The sequence below is a fragment of the Klebsiella michiganensis genome (assembly GCF_002925905.1).
Lineage (GTDB): Bacteria > Pseudomonadota > Gammaproteobacteria > Enterobacterales > Enterobacteriaceae > Klebsiella > Klebsiella michiganensis.
Window position 1 is genome coordinate 48,619 of record NZ_PRDB01000024.1, and the last position, 21,183, is coordinate 69,801.

General features: G+C 53.5%; 19 protein-coding genes and 1 pseudogene. 8 read left to right on the forward strand and 12 right to left on the reverse strand.

Features of this window, described 5'->3' with window-relative positions; genetic code table 11:
* The first annotated feature begins 11 nt into the window (after positions 1 to 11).
* Complete coding sequence (gene ansA / locus CDA56_RS28140; protein WP_102802810.1) at positions 12 to 1,028, forward strand: asparaginase; 1,017 nt, start codon at positions 12 to 14, stop codon at positions 1,026 to 1,028.
* Positions 1,029 to 1,038: 10 nt separating this feature from the next.
* A complete protein-coding gene (gene pncA / locus CDA56_RS28145) occupies positions 1,039 to 1,680 on the forward strand; it encodes a bifunctional nicotinamidase/pyrazinamidase (protein ID WP_049082155.1) in 642 nt (213 codons plus the stop codon).
* Between the two features lie 37 nt (positions 1,681 to 1,717).
* Here pncA and CDA56_RS28150 read toward each other — a convergent pair whose 3' ends face one another.
* From CDA56_RS28150 to CDA56_RS28185, 8 genes and pseudogenes are all read right to left on the reverse strand, one after another.
* Positions 1,718 to 3,076: an MFS transporter gene (locus tag CDA56_RS28150; RefSeq protein WP_047724040.1), complete on the reverse strand. Its 1,359-nt coding sequence runs from the start codon at positions 3,074 to 3,076 to the stop codon at positions 1,718 to 1,720.
* Between the two features lie 141 nt (positions 3,077 to 3,217).
* Entirely contained in the window at positions 3,218 to 3,976 is a 759-nt protein-coding gene (locus tag CDA56_RS28155; protein ID WP_014228959.1) for a DeoR/GlpR family DNA-binding transcription regulator, read from the reverse strand.
* Positions 3,977 to 4,109: 133 nt separating this feature from the next.
* Complete coding sequence (gene ydjG, locus CDA56_RS28160) at positions 4,110 to 5,093, reverse strand: NADH-dependent methylglyoxal reductase (protein ID WP_032749514.1); 984 nt, start codon at positions 5,091 to 5,093, stop codon at positions 4,110 to 4,112.
* Positions 5,094 to 5,102: 9 nt separating this feature from the next.
* Entirely contained in the window at positions 5,103 to 6,050 is a 948-nt protein-coding gene (locus CDA56_RS28165; protein ID WP_048261794.1) for a sugar kinase, read from the reverse strand.
* 4 nt (positions 6,051 to 6,054) lie between these two features.
* Positions 6,055 to 6,891, reverse strand: a complete 837-nt coding sequence (locus tag CDA56_RS28170; RefSeq protein ID WP_103814041.1) for a ketose-bisphosphate aldolase — start codon at positions 6,889 to 6,891, stop codon at positions 6,055 to 6,057.
* Positions 6,892 to 6,915: 24 nt separating this feature from the next.
* A complete protein-coding gene (locus CDA56_RS28175; protein WP_103814039.1) occupies positions 6,916 to 7,959 on the reverse strand; it encodes an NAD(P)-dependent alcohol dehydrogenase in 1,044 nt (347 codons plus the stop codon).
* A 17-nt stretch (positions 7,960 to 7,976) separates the two neighbouring features.
* Positions 7,977 to 9,355 (reverse strand): annotated as a pseudogene (locus CDA56_RS28180) (MFS transporter).
* A gap of 27 nt (positions 9,356 to 9,382) precedes the next feature.
* Positions 9,383 to 10,459, reverse strand: a complete 1,077-nt coding sequence (locus CDA56_RS28185) for a zinc-binding dehydrogenase (RefSeq protein WP_104011496.1) — start codon at positions 10,457 to 10,459, stop codon at positions 9,383 to 9,385.
* 325 nt (positions 10,460 to 10,784) lie between these two features.
* Between CDA56_RS28185 and chiD the strand changes: the two genes are divergently transcribed.
* Complete coding sequence (chiD, locus tag CDA56_RS28190; RefSeq protein ID WP_057173619.1) at positions 10,785 to 12,038, forward strand: chitinase ChiD; 1,254 nt, start codon at positions 10,785 to 10,787, stop codon at positions 12,036 to 12,038.
* 100 nt (positions 12,039 to 12,138) lie between these two features.
* On the forward strand, positions 12,139 to 12,483 hold the full coding sequence (gene yajD / locus CDA56_RS28195; RefSeq protein ID WP_004138290.1) for an HNH nuclease YajD: 345 nt from the start codon (positions 12,139 to 12,141) through the stop codon (positions 12,481 to 12,483).
* A 60-nt stretch (positions 12,484 to 12,543) separates the two neighbouring features.
* Here yajD and CDA56_RS28200 read toward each other — a convergent pair whose 3' ends face one another.
* Both CDA56_RS28200 and msrB read right to left on the reverse strand, forming a co-directional pair.
* On the reverse strand, positions 12,544 to 12,819 hold the full coding sequence (locus CDA56_RS28200) for a YeaC family protein (RefSeq protein WP_004850031.1): 276 nt from the start codon (positions 12,817 to 12,819) through the stop codon (positions 12,544 to 12,546).
* A gap of 42 nt (positions 12,820 to 12,861) precedes the next feature.
* On the reverse strand, positions 12,862 to 13,275 hold the full coding sequence (msrB, locus tag CDA56_RS28205) for a peptide-methionine (R)-S-oxide reductase MsrB (protein WP_004121465.1): 414 nt from the start codon (positions 13,273 to 13,275) through the stop codon (positions 12,862 to 12,864).
* A 338-nt stretch (positions 13,276 to 13,613) separates the two neighbouring features.
* On the opposite strand from msrB, the gene gapA reads away from it, so the two are divergent.
* Entirely contained in the window at positions 13,614 to 14,609 is a 996-nt protein-coding gene (gene gapA / locus CDA56_RS28215) for a glyceraldehyde-3-phosphate dehydrogenase (protein ID WP_004138295.1), read from the forward strand.
* Positions 14,610 to 14,683: 74 nt separating this feature from the next.
* Positions 14,684 to 15,568, forward strand: a complete 885-nt coding sequence (locus tag CDA56_RS28220) for a D-hexose-6-phosphate mutarotase (protein ID WP_103814035.1) — start codon at positions 14,684 to 14,686, stop codon at positions 15,566 to 15,568.
* Between the two features lie 98 nt (positions 15,569 to 15,666).
* Here the strand turns inward: CDA56_RS28220 and CDA56_RS28225 are convergent, their stop codons facing one another.
* Together CDA56_RS28225 and CDA56_RS28230 are read right to left on the reverse strand one after the other, a co-directional pair.
* Positions 15,667 to 16,521, reverse strand: coding sequence for an aldo/keto reductase (locus CDA56_RS28225; RefSeq protein WP_103814033.1), 855 nt, complete (start codon positions 16,519 to 16,521; stop codon positions 15,667 to 15,669).
* A gap of 92 nt (positions 16,522 to 16,613) precedes the next feature.
* Complete coding sequence (locus CDA56_RS28230; RefSeq protein WP_004850021.1) at positions 16,614 to 17,360, reverse strand: MipA/OmpV family protein; 747 nt, start codon at positions 17,358 to 17,360, stop codon at positions 16,614 to 16,616.
* A 427-nt stretch (positions 17,361 to 17,787) separates the two neighbouring features.
* Between CDA56_RS28230 and yeaG the strand changes: the two genes are divergently transcribed.
* On the forward strand, positions 17,788 to 19,722 hold the full coding sequence (gene yeaG, locus CDA56_RS28235; RefSeq protein WP_004121478.1) for a protein kinase YeaG: 1,935 nt from the start codon (positions 17,788 to 17,790) through the stop codon (positions 19,720 to 19,722).
* A gap of 131 nt (positions 19,723 to 19,853) precedes the next feature.
* Positions 19,854 to 21,137 (forward strand): YeaH/YhbH family protein, encoded by a 1,284-nt coding sequence (locus CDA56_RS28240; RefSeq protein WP_004138302.1) that lies wholly within the window; start codon positions 19,854 to 19,856, stop codon positions 21,135 to 21,137.
* The last annotated feature ends 46 nt before the right edge of the window (positions 21,138 to 21,183 follow it).

Sequence of the window (21,183 nt, forward strand, 5' to 3'; positions counted from 1 at the left end):
TAAGCGATGCTATGCAGAAGAAATCTATTTACGTTGCCTATACCGGCGGCACCATTGGTATGCAGCGTTCTGAACACGGCTATATCCCCGTTTCCGGCCATTTACAGCGCCAGCTGGCGTTGATGCCCGAGTTTCACCGCCCGGAGATGCCGGACTTCACCATTCATGAATACGCCCCGTTAATGGACTCTTCCGATATGACGCCGGAAGACTGGCAGCATATCGCCGACGATATTCGCGACCATTATGACCAGTACGATGGTTTCGTGATCCTCCACGGCACGGACACCATGGCGTTTACCGCCTCTGCGCTCTCCTTCATGCTGGAGAATCTGGGAAAACCGGTCATTGTGACAGGGTCACAAATCCCGCTTGCCGAACTGCGCTCTGATGGCCAGATTAACCTGCTCAACGCGCTGTACGTCGCCGCCAACTATCCGATTAACGAAGTGTCGCTGTTCTTCAATAATCGCCTCTACCGCGGCAACCGCACGACGAAGGCCCATGCCGACGGCTTTAACGCCTTCGCCTCGCCCAACCTGGCGCCGCTGCTGGAAGCCGGTATCCATATTCGCCGGCTCGGCACGCCTCCCGCGCCGCACGGCAGCGGCGAGCTGGTGGTGCACCCTATCACGCCGCAGCCGATTGGCGTGGTGACGATTTATCCCGGCATTTCCGCCGACGTGGTGCGCAACTTCCTGCGCCAGCCGGTCAAAGCGCTGATCCTGCGCTCCTATGGCGTCGGTAACGCGCCGCAGAACGGCGAGTTTATTCAGGTCCTGACCGAAGCCAGCCAGCGCGGTATCGTGGTGATTAATTTGACCCAGTGTATGTCCGGCAAGGTCAACATGGGCGGCTACGCCACCGGCAACGCGCTGGCGCAGGCTGGCGTGATTAGCGGATTTGATATGACCGTCGAGGCCACGCTGACCAAGCTACACTATTTGCTGAGCCAGGATCTGGACGTGGCGGCTATCCGTCACGCCATGCAGGAGAATCTGCGCGGCGAACTGACACCCGATGAGTAAGGAGAAGCACATGACCCAGCGCGCGCTGCTACTGGTCGATTTACAAAATGATTTCTGCGCCGGCGGCGCGCTAGCCGTCCCGCAGGGCGACAGCACGGTGGACGTCGCCAACCAGCTTATCGCCTGGAGCCTGGCGCGGGGCGAAACGGTGGTTGCCAGCCAGGACTGGCACCCGGCGAACCACGGCAGCTTTGCCAGTCAGCATCAGGTCGAACCCTATACCCAGGGCGAGCTTGATGGCCTGGCGCAGACGTTCTGGCCGGATCACTGCGTGCAGAATAGCGAAGGCGCGTCGCTGCATCCGCTGCTCAAACAGCAGGCTATTGCCGCCGTGTTCCACAAAGGGGAAAATCCGGCCATTGACAGCTACAGCGCCTTTTTCGACAACGGCCACCGGCAGAAAACGCAGCTCGATGCATGGCTGCGCGAGCGCGGCATCAGCGAGCTAACGGTGCTGGGTCTCGCCACCGACTACTGCGTCAAGTTTACCGTGCTTGACGCCCTCAATCTGGGCTACACCGTCAACGTGATTACCGACGGCTGCCGCGGGGTGAATATTCAGCCGCAGGATAGCAATCTGGCGTTTATGGAGATGGCCGCCGCGGGCGCAACTCTCTATACCCTTGACGACTGGCTGGAAACCCACGCATAAAATACGCCGACAGGCATTGTTCTGTCGGCGCGTTATCTCAGGCCAGAGCGGAAATCTCTTCCAGCGACGCGTTGCGCGTTTCGATGCCAAAACAAAACAGAATCAGCGCGCAAAGCGCCAGCAATAAACCAAGAACCATAAATACGGTAATCGCGCCGTAGCGGGTCAGCAGGATAGCGACGCCGTAAGGGGTAAATACGGCGACAATTCTGCCTACCGCGTTAACAAAACCTGAACCGCGCAGACGGAGATGCGTTGGCCACAGCTCCGGCACATATACCGCTGAAGCAAAGCAGACGTACATGTACAGGAAAAATATCATCACCAGACCATAGCTTAAGATGGCCCACTCTGCGGTTTGAATCGAATAGACGTAGCCGAGCACCGCAATAATTATCAGTAGAAATGAGCCAAATAATCGCCGCGGAAAACGGTCGATAATCAGCGCGGCGATAAATATCCCCACCGGCGCCCCAACCATCATTATCGCGGTCATCAAGATAGATTTCGTCACGTCGATCCCCGAATTGACGAAAATCGTTGGGATCCACACCGTGATGGTATAGAGCGAAATGTTCATGGCGATCAGTACCGCGATCGCCACCAGCGTTCGCCGCAGCATCTGACCTTTAAACAGCAGCCAGAAAGAGCCGCTTTCCGCGCACGGCTCCGCAACCGGGGCAGTACTCTGCCAGGACGGTAATGTGATGTTTTTCTCTTTCTCGATTTGCGACTCCACCTGCCGGAGGTGTTCTTCAGCCGCATGTCGTTGTCCCTTGCCGGCCAGCCAGCGTGGGGATTCAATAAAATACATCCCCGACAGATACCAGGCCAACAGCATAGCCGCCCCCCCGAGCAGAAACATCATCCGCCAGCTTAAAAAAGCGATCACTACAACGCCGATGGCCGCCGACAGCATGGGCGACCAGTTGCCGACAAACGACAGTCGGGCGGACCATTTGCCACGTACCGCGGGCGGTATAAATTCGGTAAATGAGGCATAGCCCACCATAATCAGCGCGCCCATCCCGCAGCCCATCAGACAGCGGAATAAGATAAGCCAGTACATATTGGGCACAAAGGTTGCCGCACAGGCAGAGATCCCGACGATCAGTAAATTGACGCGAAAAGCTTTGCGCCGTCCGAGATAGTCCCCCATAAAACCACCGGTCAGCGAGCCGATAAAGTAGCCAAACATCAGCGCCGAGGTAAATGCCGCATTGAGATAATTATTTGACCAGCCGTTGCTGACTAATTTTGCCAGCACCACGTTACCGGAATAGCTGAGGAAACCGGTGATTAATAAACTAAAACTAATAATGCCAAAAATACGAAAATGAAATCGCGACAAGGGTAAGCGGTCTAATCTTGCGCCGATAGGGTCACATTGTTCCATCTGGATGCCTCAAATTCAGCTAAATTATAAAGTATGGCGTTGGCGGCAGGGTCACTTTTGCCGCGCTGTCCGTCATCATTAAATTTTTATGGCATTACCCAGGTGCAAACGAAAACAATATCGACACCACCAACGGCGAAGTTAATAAACCAGTTGAATATTATTTTCTTTACAGAATGCAATCCACTGTGCACCCGGCGCCTTATTAGTGATCAGGTAATTAATATGGCTAAAATCCACCAACTGGACGAACGCTTTACGATCGAATTTGGAGTGATCGACCAGCAGAGCTACTTCGGCTGCCTGGCGAATCATGGTTTTCTTGATTTCCGCTTCCGCTTCGTTAGAGTCAAGCGCCCCGCTCTGCATATCGAGGCCTTTGCAGCTCATTACCATAATATCTACATGATAACGACTGATAATTTCCTTGGTGATTCGCCCCTGCAGCGACAGCGTGTTCTTATTCAGTTCTCCGCCGGTCGAAACAACATTTATTTCCGACTGCGCCAGCTCATGAAATGCTTCCGCCGAGTTGGTTAACAGCGTGAGATCGTTTCTCTCCTTTAGCAGCTTTAATAACTCCATCGCCGTACTGCTGGAATCGGCAGCCATGGTGGTTTTATTTTTAATAAACGGCAAGGCATTACGGGCAATAATTTGCTTCTCTTCAAAATGAGACTTTGCCCGTTTATAAAAATGAATATTGTCGGATAAAGCACTGGTATTTAATACCGCACCGCCGTACGTTCGGGTCAAAAAACCTTCATCTTCGAGCTTTTCCAGATCGCGGCGTATGGTTTCCTCAGTGACCTGAAAAATTGCGCTTAAATTAGAAACCGCCACTTTCTTATCGTTAGTCACCATTTGCTTAATGGCCTGAATCCTGTCTTTTGCCGCCACGATAACACCTCTGTTTCCCGCAAAGTAATAACCCCCTGGCTTCTGCCAGGATATGTTTGTTTTCAAAATAACATGTCCGAATAGCAGATTCCAATATTCTTTTACACAGAAACAGAGGTCAATGATGCCGCTCTTATTTTGTCTCCACCGCTTCCGCCATTCGTCTCATCAATAATGAATCATCATCCGTCAGAGCGATGGTCAGCGCGGCAATATTCTCACGCACCTGTTCGGGCGCCGTGGCGCCGCTGAGTAAGGTGATTAAATCGCTTTGCTTTAAAATCCACGCCAGCGCCAGCGCGGGGATGGTGCAGCGGTATTTTTCGCACAGCGGCTGCCACTGCTCAAGCATATCAATCACGCGCAGCATATTTTCCCGCTGGAACCAGACCTTATTAGCGCGCGCGCCGCCGGGAACATAATCGCGGCCGATAGTGCCGGTCAGTAGCCCCTGTTCAAGCGGCGAGTAGACCTGCACCACAATACCGTTCTGCTGACAGAGCGGCAGCAGCTCGGCTTCCAGCGCCCGGTCAAGAATGCTGTACTTGGCCTGCACGATATCCAGCTCGCCGTGTTTGAGGTACTCCCTGATATGCCCGACATCGACATTCGCCGCGCCGATGGCGCGAATCTTGCCCTCTTTCTTTAGCGCGTTCAGCGTGGCGACGGTCTCCGCAATTGGCGTAAAGCAGGGCTCCACCGACTGCCAGTGGGTCATATAGATATCAATGGTGTCGATACCCAGCCTTTGCAGGCTGGCCTCCACCTCTTCGCGAATCGACTCGGGCGTCAGGTTTTTGTACAGCTGGCGATCGCCGACCTTGTTAAACAGGCTACCCGTCCGCTCCCAGACGATACCGCATTTGGTTTCGACGACGACTTCACGGCGCGGAAGCTGTTTAAGCGCCTGGCCGACAATCACTTCGCTGTTGCCGAAGTTGTAGCCCGGCGCGGTATCAATCAGATTGATCCCGCAGCGATGTGCCTCAACAATGGTATCGATACATATCTGCAGGTCGAGATCGCCGTTCCATGCCGGGCCGCCGCCAATGGCCCATGTGCCTAATCCCATGCGGGAAAGCGTCATATCCGTACTGCCTAAAGGAATCATTTTCATCTGCTGCTATTACCCTTCGTATTCGTCGAGAAGTTGTTCAACCAGCTTTCTGTTCTTCACGCCCGTGGTGGCGCCTACGCTAAGCACCGAGATCGCGGCCGTTGCGTTAGCAAACAGCGCGCAGTCGCGCAGCGGCTTGCCTTCCAGCAGCGCGGAGATAAATCCCGAGGCAAAATTGTCCCCCGCGCCAATGGTGTCGATGGCGGTAATGCCAGAAACCGCCGGAACCGCCATTTTCATATCGGCACGCTTAATAAAGCAGCCTCTCTTACCGGTCTTGATGACGACCGTTTTTACGCCGCAGCTCAGGAAACAGTCGGCAATCTCATCCAGCGTCTCTTTGCCGGTGAGCAGTTTTGCCTCGGCAAAATTGGGAAACAGATAATCGACGTAGCTCAGCGCCTCACGAATATCCTCAAGGGTTTCGTTAAGCCGCGGCTTAATCATATCGGCGCAAATAATTAACCCATGCGCTTTGGCCTGAATGAAGATCTCCGTTAACGCTTTGCCGTCGAGCAGCGGGCTATTAAAAATGCTCGCCAGCGACAGCAGCGTTGCCTGAGAGAAGCGGTCAAAATCAACATCGTTAATATTCAGCTTCCACAGGCTCCCGTTGCGGTTAGTCACAAAAGTACGCTCGCCATCGGCGGTGACTAAGCCCACGTTGATTGAGGTATCGATTTCGCTATCCTGCTTCAGGCTATGGATATCAATATTCTCCCGGCGGCAGTGTTCAAGAATAAAATGTCCTGCTGCGTCGTTCCCTATCCGGCTAATTAATGCTGTTCGGTGACCGAGTCGGGAAATAATAGTGGCCTCATTAATGGCATCTCCCCCGGTGGTCATGGCGATGCGTTCTAACGGATAAGAGTCGACATCAAAGATATTTTTACTCACCGGCTGCAGAGGAATATCTACGATAGCCGCACCCAGACAAATAACCTCGATATTATCCATATTGTCATTCCGTTTTCCCGTCAGAACCAAACAGTTTGATCTTCTCCAGCGCGCGCGCTTTCACCGCTTTGCGAACTTCACGTTCTACGTGCAGGAACGGCTGATTGTGGTTCTCCTGTACCGCCGCCATCGCCGCCTGGCACAGTTCGGTATGGATGTTAATCTTCGAAATACCTAACGAAATGGCCTGCTTAATATCCGCGTCGCTAATGCCGGACGCGCCGTGTAGCACCAGCGGAACGGATACCGCCTCGCGCACGCGTTTCACTACATCAAAATTCAATTTCGGTTCTGAGGTATAGACGCCGTGCTGGTTGCCAATCGCCACCGCCAGCGAATCGCAGCCGGTACGCTCGACGAACTCCGCCGCCTGATCCGGGTCGGTATAGTGATAGTCCGCCAGCGCTTCTTCGTAGACCGTTTCATTCCCCACATGCCCCAGCTCCGCCTCAACCGGAATACCCAGCGGATGGAAGAAATCCACCGCCTCTTTGGTCAGGCGAATGTTCTCTTCAAAATCAAAGGCTGAAGCGTCGCGCATCAGCGAATTCATGCCGTGGACCCAGGCGTTGTGGATTATCTCCATGCTGCGCCCGTGGTCCCAGTGAGCAATCACCGGAACCGACGCCTTTTTGGCCATCGAAACCATCATATGCGAAAAATCTTCAAACGAGGTATTGCCCACAAATCCGGTACCGAAAGAGATAATCACCGGCGACTTAGCCTCTTCCGCTGCATCAATAACTCCCATCAGCATTTCCGCATTCCACACGTTAAAGTGGGCAATCGCATAATGTTTATTCTGGGCATCGCTTTCCCAATATTTAATATCTGCCAGCATGGTTGTTTCTCCCTTTGCAATACATTAATGGTTAACTTTAATAACGCCTTTAATAATCTCGCGTTTGTTATTAACGGATTCATCAAACGCGCGCTGAACATCCTCAAAATCATAAATATGCGTCACCATCGATTTCACATCGAAACGCCCGGAGGAGATCGCTTCTATGGTGACCGGATAGCGGTTGGCATAGCGGAAGACGGTCTGAATCGAGACCTCACGGTTAATTTTGAGGAAATTGATGGCTGAATCACCGGGAACCGTACCGACGATCATGATTTTTCCTCCGCGCATCACCAGGTAAGGAGCCTGCTTAACGGTGATGGCAGACCCGGCCGTTTCAAAAACAACATCGGCCCCCATATCGCCGGAGAACTGCTGGCAACGCCCAACGGTGTCCTCTTTCGCGCCGTTGATAACGACTTTGGCTCCGAGTTGTTCGGCCATGGCAAGGCGTTTTTCCAGCACATCAACCACCGCGATGTCGCTTGCCCCCAGGCAAAGGCATGCCTGCAGGGTCATTAAGCCAATACAGCCTGCGCCAAGTATGACGATTTTCTTGCCCGGCTTGACGTTCGCAAGCATTGCGGCATGCATGCCAACCGCCGCAGGCTCCACCAAAGCGCCTTCAAGGGTGTCCATGTTATCGGGCAGTTTGTAAGTGAAGCTCTCCGGATGGCATAAATAGTGGGTTAGCGCGCCGCGATAATTTGGCTGCGTGGCCATAAAGTCGACGTCGGGACAGATATTGTATTTTCCTTCCAGGCAGTAGCAGCAGTGGCCGCACGGCACGCCGGGTTCAATATTCACCCGGTCGCCCGGCTTAAATTTGCTTACGCGCTTGCCTACGGCCACCACCGTACCGGCGCATTCGTGTCCCAGACCAATTTCCTGATTAGGGTCTTTCGGCGGAATAAAGGGCCCCGACTCAAAACCGTGGACATCTGAACCGCAAATTCCGACGTATTCAATTTTGATCAGCACTTCATGTTCTTTGGGTACCGGGATATCGGCAGCGATAATTTTCATCGTGCCCGGTGTTTTTAATATCGCTTTTGAATTTTTCATTTTATTTCCCGTCAATATTATTTGCTGGTAACTGCATCAATACCGAGACTTTCGACAGAGACGCCTTTGGTTTCAATTCCGATGGTTGCAATAGCGATAGCGACAATAATGGAGACGGCCCCCAGCAGCACAAACACCCCGGTTACGCCATAGCCGTTAAGCAGTACCGCCACCGCATAAGGCGCGGCGATACCGCTGATTCGCCCCACCGCGTTCGCGAGACCCGACCCGCGAAGCTTCGCTTCAGTCGGCCATATTTCCGGAACATAAACCGCCGAGGCGTAACAGACGTACATATAGACAAACGTAATCAGGAAGAAGCCAATTAACGTAATCAGCAGCATGCTGGTTTGCAGCGAATAGATATATCCCAGCGCGGCAATTAACACTAACAGACCTACACCCATCGTCTTTCTGGGAATTTTATCCATCACCAGCATGGCGATAAAAATCCCGAACGGCGCGCCGAACATACTCATGGTATTTAAGACAATAGAGTCTTTCAGATTAATACCCTGGGTCATAAATATCGTCGGTAGCCAGTTAATTAAGGTGTACTGGACGACGTTCATGGCTATCAGCACGAAGGAGCCTAAAATAACCCGTTTCAGCAATGCGCCCGTTAATAAGGCCGAATAAGGAACGGCGCGCGGCGGTTTACCATCATCATCGATAACTACCGGCGGCAGCGACTTGCCCGTCTGCCGAGCCACCCGCCCTTCAATGGCCCGCATTATCTCCTCAGCTTCCGCATAGCGCCCGCGCGACTCCAGCCAGCGGGGGACTCAGGGAAACTGCGCCAGGCAATCACGGTAGCTATCTGCGACAACGCGGCCGGGATCAACAGCTGCACGCGCCAGTTCCATTCCGCGCTAATTAGCGGCGTTAATGCCATCGCGATCAGCGAACAGAGCGGATAAGACCAGTTACCGATAAACGAGACCCGACTGGACCATGTTCCGCGATTTCTGCCGGGCATATATTCGGTGAAACCGGCAAATAAGGTCACCAGCAGCGCGCCTAATCCCACGCCCATGACAAAACGACAGGCAATAAGGAAGCTCATATTCGGGGAAAACGCCCCAATGACCATGGCGATAATATGAATCGCTTCATACAAAATAAACGCGTTTTTACGCCCAATTTTATCGCCGATGATGCCGCCGCCGAGCGCGCCGAGAAACATACCTGCCGTGGTAATGGCGGAGAACGTGGCGGTAGTCGAATTGTCGGTCCAGCCGAGCTCTTTTAACTGCGCGAGAATTAATCCACCAACGGCATTACTCCAGCAGACCAGTAATCCGAAAGCGACCATGGCAAACATTGAAGAGTGCCAGCGGCAGTCAGGCAGGCGATCCAGCCTGGCGCCGCAGTGCGGTTTTGCTATCTGTTCCATCGGATAACGTTCCTTTTATCACGGGGGTTATTCATCAAAGTCGTAAGTCATGATGACTTTGATGGCGGTTTTATCGACCATGGCGTCAAACCCTTCGCGCCATTGCGACAGGCCAATGCGGTGCGTGATCATTGGTTTGACTTTGATAGCGCCGCTGGCGAGCAGGCGAATGGCGTTGCGCCAGGACGTAGAGTCATAGGCCATATGCCCGATGATGCTTTTGTTCCACGCGGTGATATCGTTGATGGAGAAGTCCAGCGGTTTGAAGCCCATACCTACGCGTACCACTTCACCGTTGGGGCGCAGCATTTCAATGGATTGTTTGAGAGCGATATTGGCGCCGGAACATTCGATAACCAACCCCAGATTATCTTTGCCGCAGATTGCCTGGCAGCGGGCGACCACATCTTCGGATGAACCGTTGACGACCGCCGTTGCCCCGAGCGCTTTGGCAACAGGGAAACGCACCGCGACGTCCTCTTCCAGACCGACCATCACGATATTAACGGCCCCCATAATGCGCGCCATCTGTACGGCAAATAGCCCTAATGGACCGGTACCGAAAACCACCACGTCCTGACCGGGAAGAAACCTGGATTGTTGGGCGAGCGATTTATAGGCATTACAGATAGGATCCAGCACCGCAGCTTCTTCGTAATCAACGCCCGGCGGGATTTCCCACAGCGCGTGGCGATGAATTTTGAGGATCTCCCCCGGCACCAGGCAGTATTTCGAAAATCCGCCGCCCCAGGTATTGTTGTCCAGGCCTAAATTCACTTTTTCTGTACAACACAGAAAATCGCCCTGTTCGCAGGCCGGACACACGCTGCAGACGTGCCCGCTGTTGTCAGAAACCACCCGCTGGCCGACCTTCCAGTCCTTGACCTTTTCGCCAACCCGGACAATTGCACCGGCAAATTCGTGACCGCGAATGGAGTTAAATTCACCGGAGCCGCTGTCCACGTTGTAGTGTTTCATATCCGCGCCACAGATGGCGGCGGCTTTGATTTCAATCACCACGTCATCCGGTCCGCACGCCGGCTCCGGAACATCAATCATCTTATAGCCGCCAAAGGCCTTACCAAATCTTGCCAGTGCTTTCATTGCGTTTTCCTTTGTTTAATGATTTTGCATCAGTGAAGGCCATACTTAACCACAGAATCTTTGAGGTCAATATTAAATCTTTAAAACACAGATATTGATCTGCATTTCACAACTCAGATCACAAATACGGTAAAATTCGTCGAGGGAGATGATTGAAGTGAAGAAAAGGACGTCGTCTCACTACCGCTTCGCTAATGCAGCCGTGAACCGCTTCGCATTTTTGCGCAGCGGAAGATGCTAGGCTGCACGAGCTGTTTTTTTCGCCACGCCATTTCCGTGGCGTGTTTGCTTTTCAATGTCACTTTTAAGTCAAAGAGGATCCGCTATGAAACTTTTGCCTTTACTGGCAGCTTTACCCCTGCTCTGCGCGAGCGTTGTTTCCGCTAACTCACTGATGTCCGTCGGCTACTTTAACGGCGGCGGCGACGTCACTGCCGGTCCAGGCGGCGATATTGATAAACTGGACGTACGCCAGATTACCCATCTCAACTACTCGTTTGGTCTGGTTTACAACGATGAAAAAGACGAAACCAACGCCGCCCTGAAAGATCCGAGCAAGCTGCATCAAATTTGGCTGTCGCCGAAAGTGCAGGCTGATTTACAGAAAATCCCCCGCTTGCGCCAGCAGAACCCGAACCTGAAAGTCTTGCTTTCCGTCGGCGGCTGGGGAGCGCGCGGATTCTCCGGCGCGGCGGCGACGAAGGAAACCCGGGCGGTGTTTATTCAGTCCGCTCAGGCGATTATTGAAAAATACGGTCTCGATGGGATCGATCTGGACTGGGAGTATCCGGTCAACGGCGCGTGGGGGCTGGTCGCCAGCCAACCGGCCGATCGCGATAATTTTACCGCCCTGCTGAAAGAGCTGCGCGCGGCGGTCGGTAATAAAAAACTGGTGACCATCGCCGTAGGCGCCAACGCGGAGAGCCCAAAAAGCTGGGTGGACGTCAAAGCCATTGCGCCATCGCTCGACTACATCAACCTGATGACCTACGACCTGGCCTACGGTACCCAGTACTTCAATTCCAACCTGTATGATTCAACCCGCTGGCCGACGGTCGCCGAAGCGGATAAGTACAGCGCGGACTTTATAGTGAACAACTACCTTGCCGCCGGTCTAAAGCCGAGCCAGATGAACCTGGGGATTGGTTTCTATGGCCGGATACCCAAACGCGCCGTCGAGCCGGGTATTGACTGGAGCAAGCCGGACGCGCAGAAAAACCCGGCCACCCGCCCCTACTTTGCGGCTCAACAGATTGAGCTGTTCGAATCGCTGGGCGTCGATCTGACCAAAGACACCTATGTGAAATATAACGATATCGTGGCGAAGTTAATCAACGATCCGCAGAAGCGCTTTACTCAGCATTGGGATGATGAAGCGAAGGTACCGTGGCTGTCGGTGCAGTCCGCCGACGGTCAAGCCCTCTTTGCGCTTTCGTATGAGAACCCGCGCTCGGTGGCCATCAAAGCTGACTACATCAAGAGCAAGGGGCTGGGTGGCGCGATGTTCTGGGAGTACGGCGCCGATGACCAGAATCAGTTAGCGAAACAGCTGGCCGAGTCATTGGGGATCAAACGCTGATCTGCGCGGTGTCAGCGCCAGCACAATAGGTTATGATAACCCCATTCCGCTGCGCCGGCTCCGGCGCAGCTTTTCATTTGCAACAAAAGGCATGGGTATTATGGCTTATATCCCGAAAAACTACGCCCGTCTGGAAGTCGGTTACCGCGAAAAAGCGCTGAAGCTCTTCCCCTGGGTCTGCGGACGCTGCTCGCGAGAGTTTGTCTATTCAAACCTGCGTGAACTGACGGTACACCATATTGACCACGACCACTCCAATAACCCGGAAGATGGTAGCAACTGGGAGATGCTGTGCCTGTACTGTCACGATCATGAGCACTCAAAATACACCGAAGCCGATCTGTATGGCTCGACGGTGGTTGCTGGCGAAGATGCGCAGAAAAGCGTCGGCGAAGCGAAATATAACCCCTTCGCCGATCTTAAAGCGATGATGAACAAGAAGTAACGTTGTGATGCCTCAGAGCCCGGCGCGGAGTTAGCCGGGCTGACGCAGGCCTTTTCAGCCTCAGGATTTAAAGGTCGCGATAGGCTGCGGCGTAATGCCGAAGTCAACTTTCAGCTGCTGTTTACTCTTCATCACCATCTGCCCGTTGGTATCGATGGTCATATGCTGCGCGTCAACGTTGTATCGCGCCTGCCAGAGCATCACCAGCTGCAGACAGTTCTCTTTCTGTTCGTCAGTCAACGCCACGCCGTCCGGCCATTTACCCAGCTCAACCGCCGTCGCCAGGCGCTGATAAACTTCCGGCGTCATACCGTCAATAATCCGCTCAATTTCCATCTTCCGCCAACCCCGTTTGGAATAATTTGCTGAATCGTTTTTTCAACCCTTAATTTGCTCACCGTTTTCATCATTGGTGAAGCTTAATGAGGCCGAATTAACACAAAAACGCTCTCCGGTAGGCTGTGGACCATCCGGGAATACGTGCCCAAGGTGAGCATCGCAGTTTCCGCAGCGAATTTCCGTGCGCTGCATACCGTGGGAGTAATCATTAAGGTAGCGGATAGCGTCATCGCTGACGGGCTCATAAAAGCTTGGCCAGCCGCAGCCGGAATCATACTTGGTTTGCGAGTGAAACAGCGCGGCATCGCACACCAGGCAGTGGTAGACGCCATCGCGTTTGTTGTGGAGCAACCGCCCGGTGAACGGCGGTTCAGTACCGTGATTCTGCGTCACGTAAAACTGCATCTCGCTCAAATTTTTTTTGAGCTCGTCCGAAGAGGGTTTATTCGACATTGGCTTGCTTCTCGCTGTGAAAGGACAACTTTTCATGTCAATTCTAACAAAATATTAACAATGAAGCGTGCACTTTTGTTCTAAACTTAGGCGACGCCAAAAGGCAGCCACACAATTGTGATGAATATCACATTTTTATCTTCAGTGACCTTTAAAATTCCGGGCGCAGCCCCCATATGGAATTGGGCTCAAAGGGAAAGTGGGATAAATCGACCGCGCAAAGGCATGCTCTGGATTGATTTGTCGCAATGATTGACACGATTCCGCTTGACGCTGCGTAAGGTTTTTGTAATTTTACAGGCAACCTTTTATTCACTAACAAATAGCTGGTGGAATATATGACTATCAAAGTAGGTATCAACGGTTTTGGCCGTATCGGTCGCATTGTTTTCCGTGCTGCTCAGGAACGTTCTGACATCGAGATCGTTGCAATCAACGACCTGTTAGACGCTGACTACATGGCTTACATGCTGAAGTATGACTCCACTCACGGCCGTTTCAACGGTACCGTTGAAGTGAAAGACGGTCATCTGATCGTTAACGGTAAAAAAATCCGTGTTACCGCTGAGCGTGACCCGGCTAACCTGAAGTGGGACGAAGTGGGTGTTGACGTTGTTGCTGAAGCAACCGGTATCTTCCTGACCGACGAAACCGCTCGTAAACACATCACCGCTGGCGCGAAAAAAGTCGTACTGACTGGCCCGTCCAAAGACAACACTCCGATGTTTGTTAAAGGCGCTAACTTTGACAAATACGAAGGCCAGGACATCGTTTCCAACGCATCCTGCACCACCAACTGCCTGGCTCCGCTGGCAAAAGTTATCAACGACAACTTCGGCATCATCGAAGGTCTGATGACTACCGTTCACGCAACCACCGCGACTCAGAAAACCGTTGATGGCCCGTCTCACAAAGACTGGCGCGGCGGCCGCGGCGCAGCTCAGAACATCATCCCGTCCTCTACCGGCGCTGCTAAAGCTGTAGGTAAAGTTCTGCCAGAACTGAATGGCAAACTGACCGGTATGGCGTTCCGCGTTCCGACTCCGAACGTATCCGTTGTTGACCTGACCGTTCGTCTGGAAAAAGCTGCTTCTTATGAAGAAATTAAGAAAGCAATCAAAGCTGCTTCCGAAGGCGCAATGAAAGGCGTTCTGGGCTACACCGAAGACGACGTGGTATCCACCGATTTCAACGGTGAAATCTGCACTTCCGTATTCGACGCCAAAGCGGGTATCGCTCTGAACGACAACTTTGTGAAACTGGTTTCCTGGTACGATAACGAAACTGGTTACTCCAACAAGGTTCTGGACCTGATTGCTCACATCTCCAAATAAGTTGAGATGAGACAGTAATCTGTAAGAGCGACTTCGGTCGCTCTTTTTTTTGTCTGAAGATAAAGGATTGCGTAATGATTAATAAAATTTTTGCCCTCCCGGTTATCGAACAGCTTACCCCTGTACTTTCCCGCCGCCAGCTTGATGACCTGGAGCTGATCGTCGTTGACCATCCGCAGGTGAAAGCGTCCGTGGCTTTCCAGGGCGCTCACCTGCTCTCCTGGAAGCCCGCTGGCGAAGAAGAAATCCTGTGGCTCAGCGGCAACACCCCATTTAAAAACGGCGTTGCCTTGCGCGGCGGCGTGCCGATTTGCTGGCCGTGGTTTGGTCCTTCTGCTCAGCAGGGCCTGCCCTCCCACGGCTTCGCCCGCAACCTGCCGTGGGCCCTGAAAGGGCACGATGAAGACGACAACGGCGTGGTGCTGACCTTTGCACTGAAAAGCAGCGACGCCACCCGCCAGTACTGGCCGCACGAGTTCACCCTGCTGGCGCGCTTTAAGCTGGGCAAAACCTGCGAAATTGAGCTGGAGGCGCACGGCGAATTTGAAACCACGTCTGCCCTGCATACCTATTTCAACGTCGGCGACATTGCGGCAGTGAAGGTCAGCGGTCTGGGCGACCGTTATATTGATAAAGTGAAAAACGCGGAAGAAGGCGTATTAAGCAACGGCACAGAGACTTTTCCCGATCGTACCGACCGCGTCTATCTGAATGCCGAAACCTGCAGCGTGATTCATGACGATGCGCTGAACCGCAACATCGACGTTACGCATCATCACAACAGCAACGTAGTGGCCTGGAACCCGGGCCCGGCGTTTTCCGTCAGCATGGGCGACATGCCGGATGATGGTTACAAGACCTTCGTTTGTGTAGAAACCTGCTGCGTGACCGAAACGCAGAAGGCCAGCGAAGAGAAACCTTCGCGCCTGACGCAAACCCTTCGCGTGGTGAAACGCTAACGCCAGGAAGCTTGGCCCACGGGTTAACCGCGTGTGCGCCATATCTGCCGGATGACGGCTGAAGCCCCGTGAAGTCGGGGCTTTTCTTTAACGCTTGTTCAGACCATATCCAGCGGCGTTTTTCTGGCCGGCGCCGGGTAGGCGTTATCCAGAAGCGCAAGCTCCTCACCGTTCAGCACAATATCCAGCACCGCGGCATTTTGCCTGACATGCTCAATGCTTGACGCTTTCGGGATCGCCATTACGCCCCGGTGGCTAATCACCCACGCCAGCAGAATCTGCGCCGCGGTTACGCCCCGCGCCTGCGCAATATTTTTCACAACGGTATGATTTAAAAGTCCATTGCGCAGTCGACCGGCCTGAGCCAGCGGACAATATGCCATCACCGGCAGCCGCTGCTGCTGGCACCACGGCAGCAGGTCATGTTCAATACCGCGGGAGGCCAGATGGTAGAGCACCTGATTGGTCGCGCACTGTTCGCCGCCGTCCGCCTGCCAGAGTTCCTGCATATCATCGTAATCGAGGTTTGATACGCCCCAGCGGCGAATTTTTCCCTGCGCAACGAGCGCGTCCATGCCCGCAACCGTCTCCTGCAATAAATAGTCCCCGCGCCAATGCAGCAGGTAGAGATCCAGATAGTCGGTATTGAGGCGGCGCAGGCTCTCCTCGCAGGCGCTGGCTATTTTGCGACCGCCAGCATTCCACGGATAGACTTTAGACACCAGCACCACGCGCTCGCGCTGCCCGCGAATGGCCTCGCCGACAACCTCTTCGGCGCCGCCGTCGGCGTACATTTCCGCCGTATCGATCACCGTCAGGCCAAGATCGATGCCCGCGCGTAGTGCAGCAGACTCCTGCGCGCGCAGAGCCGGGTTTTCGCCCATGAACCAGGTCCCCTGCCCTATGAGCGGAACCGCTGAATGCTCGCCAAAACGGATGGTCCTTTCTGCCATGACATACTCCTGTGTTTGATTGCACCACCGTAATGCAAAACAGGGCTTTACGCCCTGTTTTGATGCACAAATTGCACTGTAATAATGCACTATCAGAAGGAGTAAGTGATCCCGGTTGAAATCAGCCCGCTCCAGGATTTGTCCACCATCGGGCTATCGGTAATTTCGTCAGACAGGCGGGTATAACGCGCCACGCCGTATACGCTCCAGTCGCCGAGGAAACGATAGTTAGCCGACAGCTCGAGGTACGGGTTCCAGCTGCTGTCCGGATCGTAGCTGCGCATGCCGCTGCGATTCGATTCATGCTTCGAAACACCGTAGTAGTACTCGTTCTGGTTGTCGCTGTTCCACTCCACGCCAATACCCGGCGTAAGCGTCAGGTTGCCGTTGGTATAGCGATACAGCCAGGCCAGATCCCACACGATACCGTTGCTGTTATCGAGGGTGTCCCCCGACAGCGCGGTGCGCAGGAAACCGTACTGCGTATAGTGTTCGTAGGAAAGCCCTGCCATCACCGTGGACTTACGTTTATCCAGACGGCGCATCTGCTCGCTATCGCTGTCGCCTGGCTTAAAGTACATCGGCGACCAGTAGGCGGTCACGGAGAGCTTATCGTTGGTATCATTCCACAGGTAGAGGCCACCGCCCAGGCCGCGGAACCAGAAGTTATCGCTCTCGTAATTAATCACCGGCACCGGGTAAACATCAGCATCATATTGCTTGTACGGATGTTCAACGACGCCTACACCCGCCCCTAAAGTGAACTTCCCTTCAGCGTGTACGGCGGATGCTGAAGTCGCAATCAACACACCAAGTGCCAGAAGTTTGATTTTAGTCACGATCCATATTCCTGTTGTCAAATTATTAGCGCAGGCAGTTTAACGTTGTATACGTCATGCCTCAAATTCTTTACCAGTCATTACACTGAATTCACCAGATTCTCATCATCAGATGACCACCCGCTGACAGCTGAATGACAGCGTCATGACGCGGCGAAACCCGAAGTGCGAATGAGACGCTGCTTTTCCGGATGAGTTGTTGATAAGTCATTGAAATTGATTTTCTGCGCCATGCAAGTTTTCCAAATGCATCTACGCTTTAATTTAGAAGAAGTAAATGCGGGGCACGTTATCCCGAGACTTCGCCAACCTGGCATAAGGGTTGCTGGAGATTCAGAGAGCGCTGTGCAGCTTACCTCTTCCGGGGGCTCCCACTATTCATATGAACGGCTCTCAACCTGTGCTAAAAACGAAAGGACGGCATGCCATGAATATATTCGATCACTATCGCCAGCGCTATGAAGCTGCCAAGGACGAAGAGTTCACACTGCAGGAGTTTCTTACCATCTGTCGGCAAGATCGCAGTGCTTATGCTAACGCAGCAGAAAGATTGCTGATGGCCATCGGTGAGCCGGTCATGGTCGATACGGCCCTCGAACCCAGGCTATCCCGTCTCTTTTCAAACCGGGTCGTCGCGCGCTACCCGGCCTTTGAAGAGTTTTACGGTATGGAAGATGCCATCGAGCAAATTGTTTCTTACTTAAAACACGCCGCTCAGGGGCTGGAAGAGAAGAAACAGATTCTGTATCTGCTGGGCCCCGTGGGCGGCGGTAAATCATCGCTTGCCGAACGCCTGAAGTCCTTGATGCAGCGCGTCCCTATCTATGTGCTCAGCGCAAACGGTGAGCGCAGCCCGGTCAACGACCATCCGCTGTGTCTGTTTAACCCGCAGGAGGATGCGCAAATCCTCGAAAAAGAGTACGGCATTCCAAACCGCTATCTGGGGACGATTATGTCGCCGTGGGCGGCCAAGCGTCTGCATGAATTCGGCGGCGACATCACGAAATTCCGCGTGGTGAAAGTGTGGCCGTCAATCCTGGCGCAGATTGCCATCGCCAAAACCGAGCCCGGTGACGAAAACAACCAGGACATCTCGGCGCTGGTCGGTAAAGTCGATATCCGTAAACTGGAACACTACGCGCAGAATGACCCGGATGCCTACGGCTACTCCGGCGCTCTGTGCCGCGCCAACCAGGGGCTGATGGAGTTCGTCGAGATGTTTAAAGCGCCTATCAAGGTGCTGCATCCGCTGCTGACCGCGACGCAGGAAGGCAACTATAACGGTACCGAAGGGATCTCCGCCCTGCCGTTCAACGGGATTATCCTCGCCCACTCCAACGAATCGGAATGGGTGACCTTCCGTAATAACAAAAACAATGAGGCCTTCCTCGACCGCGTGTATATCGTCAAGGTGCCTTATTGCCTGCGTATCTCGGAAGAGATCCGTATCTATGAAAAACTGCTTAACAACAGCGAGCTGACCCATGCGCCGTGCGCGCCGGGCACGCTGGAAACGCTGTCGCGCTTCTCCATTCTGTCGCGCCTGAAAGAGCCGGAAAACTCGAGTATTTATTCAAAAATGCGCGTCTATGACGGCGAAAGCCTGAAAGACACCGACCCGAAAGCGAAATCCTATCAGGAGTATCGCGATTATGCCGGCGTTGATGAAGGGATGAACGGCCTGTCTACCCGCTTCGCGTTCAAAATCCTGTCGCGGGTATTTAACTTTGACCATGCCGAAGTCGCCGCCAACCCGGTGCATCTGTTCTACGTCCTCGAGCAGCAGATCGAGCGCGAGCAGTTCCCGCAGGAGCAGTCAGAGCGTTACCTTGAGTTCCTCAAAGGCTATCTGATCCCGAAATACGCCGAGTTTATCGGTAAAGAGATCCAGACCGCCTACCTTGAATCCTACTCGGAGTACGGGCAGAACATTTTTGACCGTTATGTCACCTACGCTGACTTCTGGATTCAGGATCAGGAGTATCGCGACCCGGATACCGGCCAGCTGTTTGACCGCGAGTCGCTGAATGCGGAACTGGAGAAAATCGAGAAGCCCGCCGGGATCAGCAACCCGAAAGACTTCCGTAATGAAATAGTCAACTTCGTGCTGCGCGCCAGAGCGCACAACAGCGGGCGTAATCCAAACTGGACCAGCTACGAGAAACTGCGCACGGTTATCGAGAAGAAAATGTTCTCCAATACCGAAGAGCTGTTGCCGGTGATTTCCTTCAACACCAAAACGTCAACCGATGAGCAGAAAAAACACGATGACTTTGTCGACCGCATGATGGAGAAAGGCTATACCCGCAAGCAGGTTCGCCTGCTGTGCGAATGGTATCTGCGGGTACGTAAATCATCCTGATAGACCAGCCCGGCAGGCAGCGGCTGCCGGGCTAATAATAACTGCGAAGACCCAATGACATTCAGCGCCAGGCATATTTCGGCGCCTGAATGGCCGGGGCATAAGTTGGCAAATGCAGTACAGGAGGGCATATGACCTGGTTCATAGACCGACGCCTGAACGGGAAAAATAAAAGCGCCGTCAACCGGCAGCGCTTTCTGCGCCGCTATAAAGCGCAGATAAAACAGTCGATCTCCGAGGCCATAAACAAGCGCTCGGTGACCGATATTCAGAGCGGAGAGTCCGTCTCCATCCCAACGGACGATATTAACGAACCGATGTTTCATCAGGGGCGCGGCGGCCTGCGCAATCGCGTACACCCGGGTAACGATCACTTCGTACAGAATGACCGCATTGAGCGCCCTCAGGGCGGCGGAGGCGGTGGAGGCAGCGGTCAGGGCCAGGCCAGCGCCGACGGCGAAGGCCAGGATGAGTTTGTTTTTCAGATTTCGAAAGACGAATATCTCGATCTGCTCTTTGAAGATCTCGCCCTGCCGAACCTGAAAAAAAACCAGCAGCGTCAGCTGACGGAATATAAAACCCATCGCGCGGGCTATACCGCTAACGGTGTGCCCGCTAACATCAGCGTCGTTCGCTCGCTGCAAAACTCGCTGGCGCGCCGCACGGCGATGACCGCCGGTAAACGCCGGGAACTGCACGCGCTGGAAGAAGACCTGGACACCATTAGCAAAAGCGAACCGGCGCAGCTGCTGGAAGAGGAGCGGCTGCGTAAAGAGATAGCCGAACTGCGGGCGAAAATTGACCGCGTGCCGTTCATTGACACTTTCGATCTGCGTTACAAGAACTACGAAAAACGGCCAGAACCGTCAAGTCAGGCGGTGATGTTCTGCCTGATGGACGTTTCCGGCTCCATGGACCAGGCGACAAAGGACATGGCAAAACGCTTTTACATCCTGCTGTATCTGTTCCTCAGCCGGACCTATAAAAACGTTGATGTGGTTTATATCCGCCACCATACGCAGGCGAAAGAGGTCGACGAACACGAATTCTTTTATTCGCAGGAAACCGGCGGCACCATTGTCTCCAGCGCCCTGAAGCTGATGGATGAAGTGGTCAAAGAGCGCTATGACCCGGCGCAGTGGAATATCTACGCCGCGCAGGCTTCGGATGGCGATAACTGGGCGGACGATTCACCGCTGTGTCACGAACTGCTGGCGAAGAAAATCCTGCCCGTGGTGCGCTACTATAGCTATATCGAGATAACCCGGCGCGCGCATCAGACGCTGTGGCGGGAATATGAACACCTGCAGTCAACCTTCGAAAACTTTGCTATGCAGCATATTCGCGACCCGGAAGATATTTATCCGGTGTTCCGTGAACTGTTTCATAAGCAAACCTCAAAAGCGGACGGTTAAGCCTTTCCGGACAGCCAGCACAGACGCTGGCTGTTTTTTTACCCCA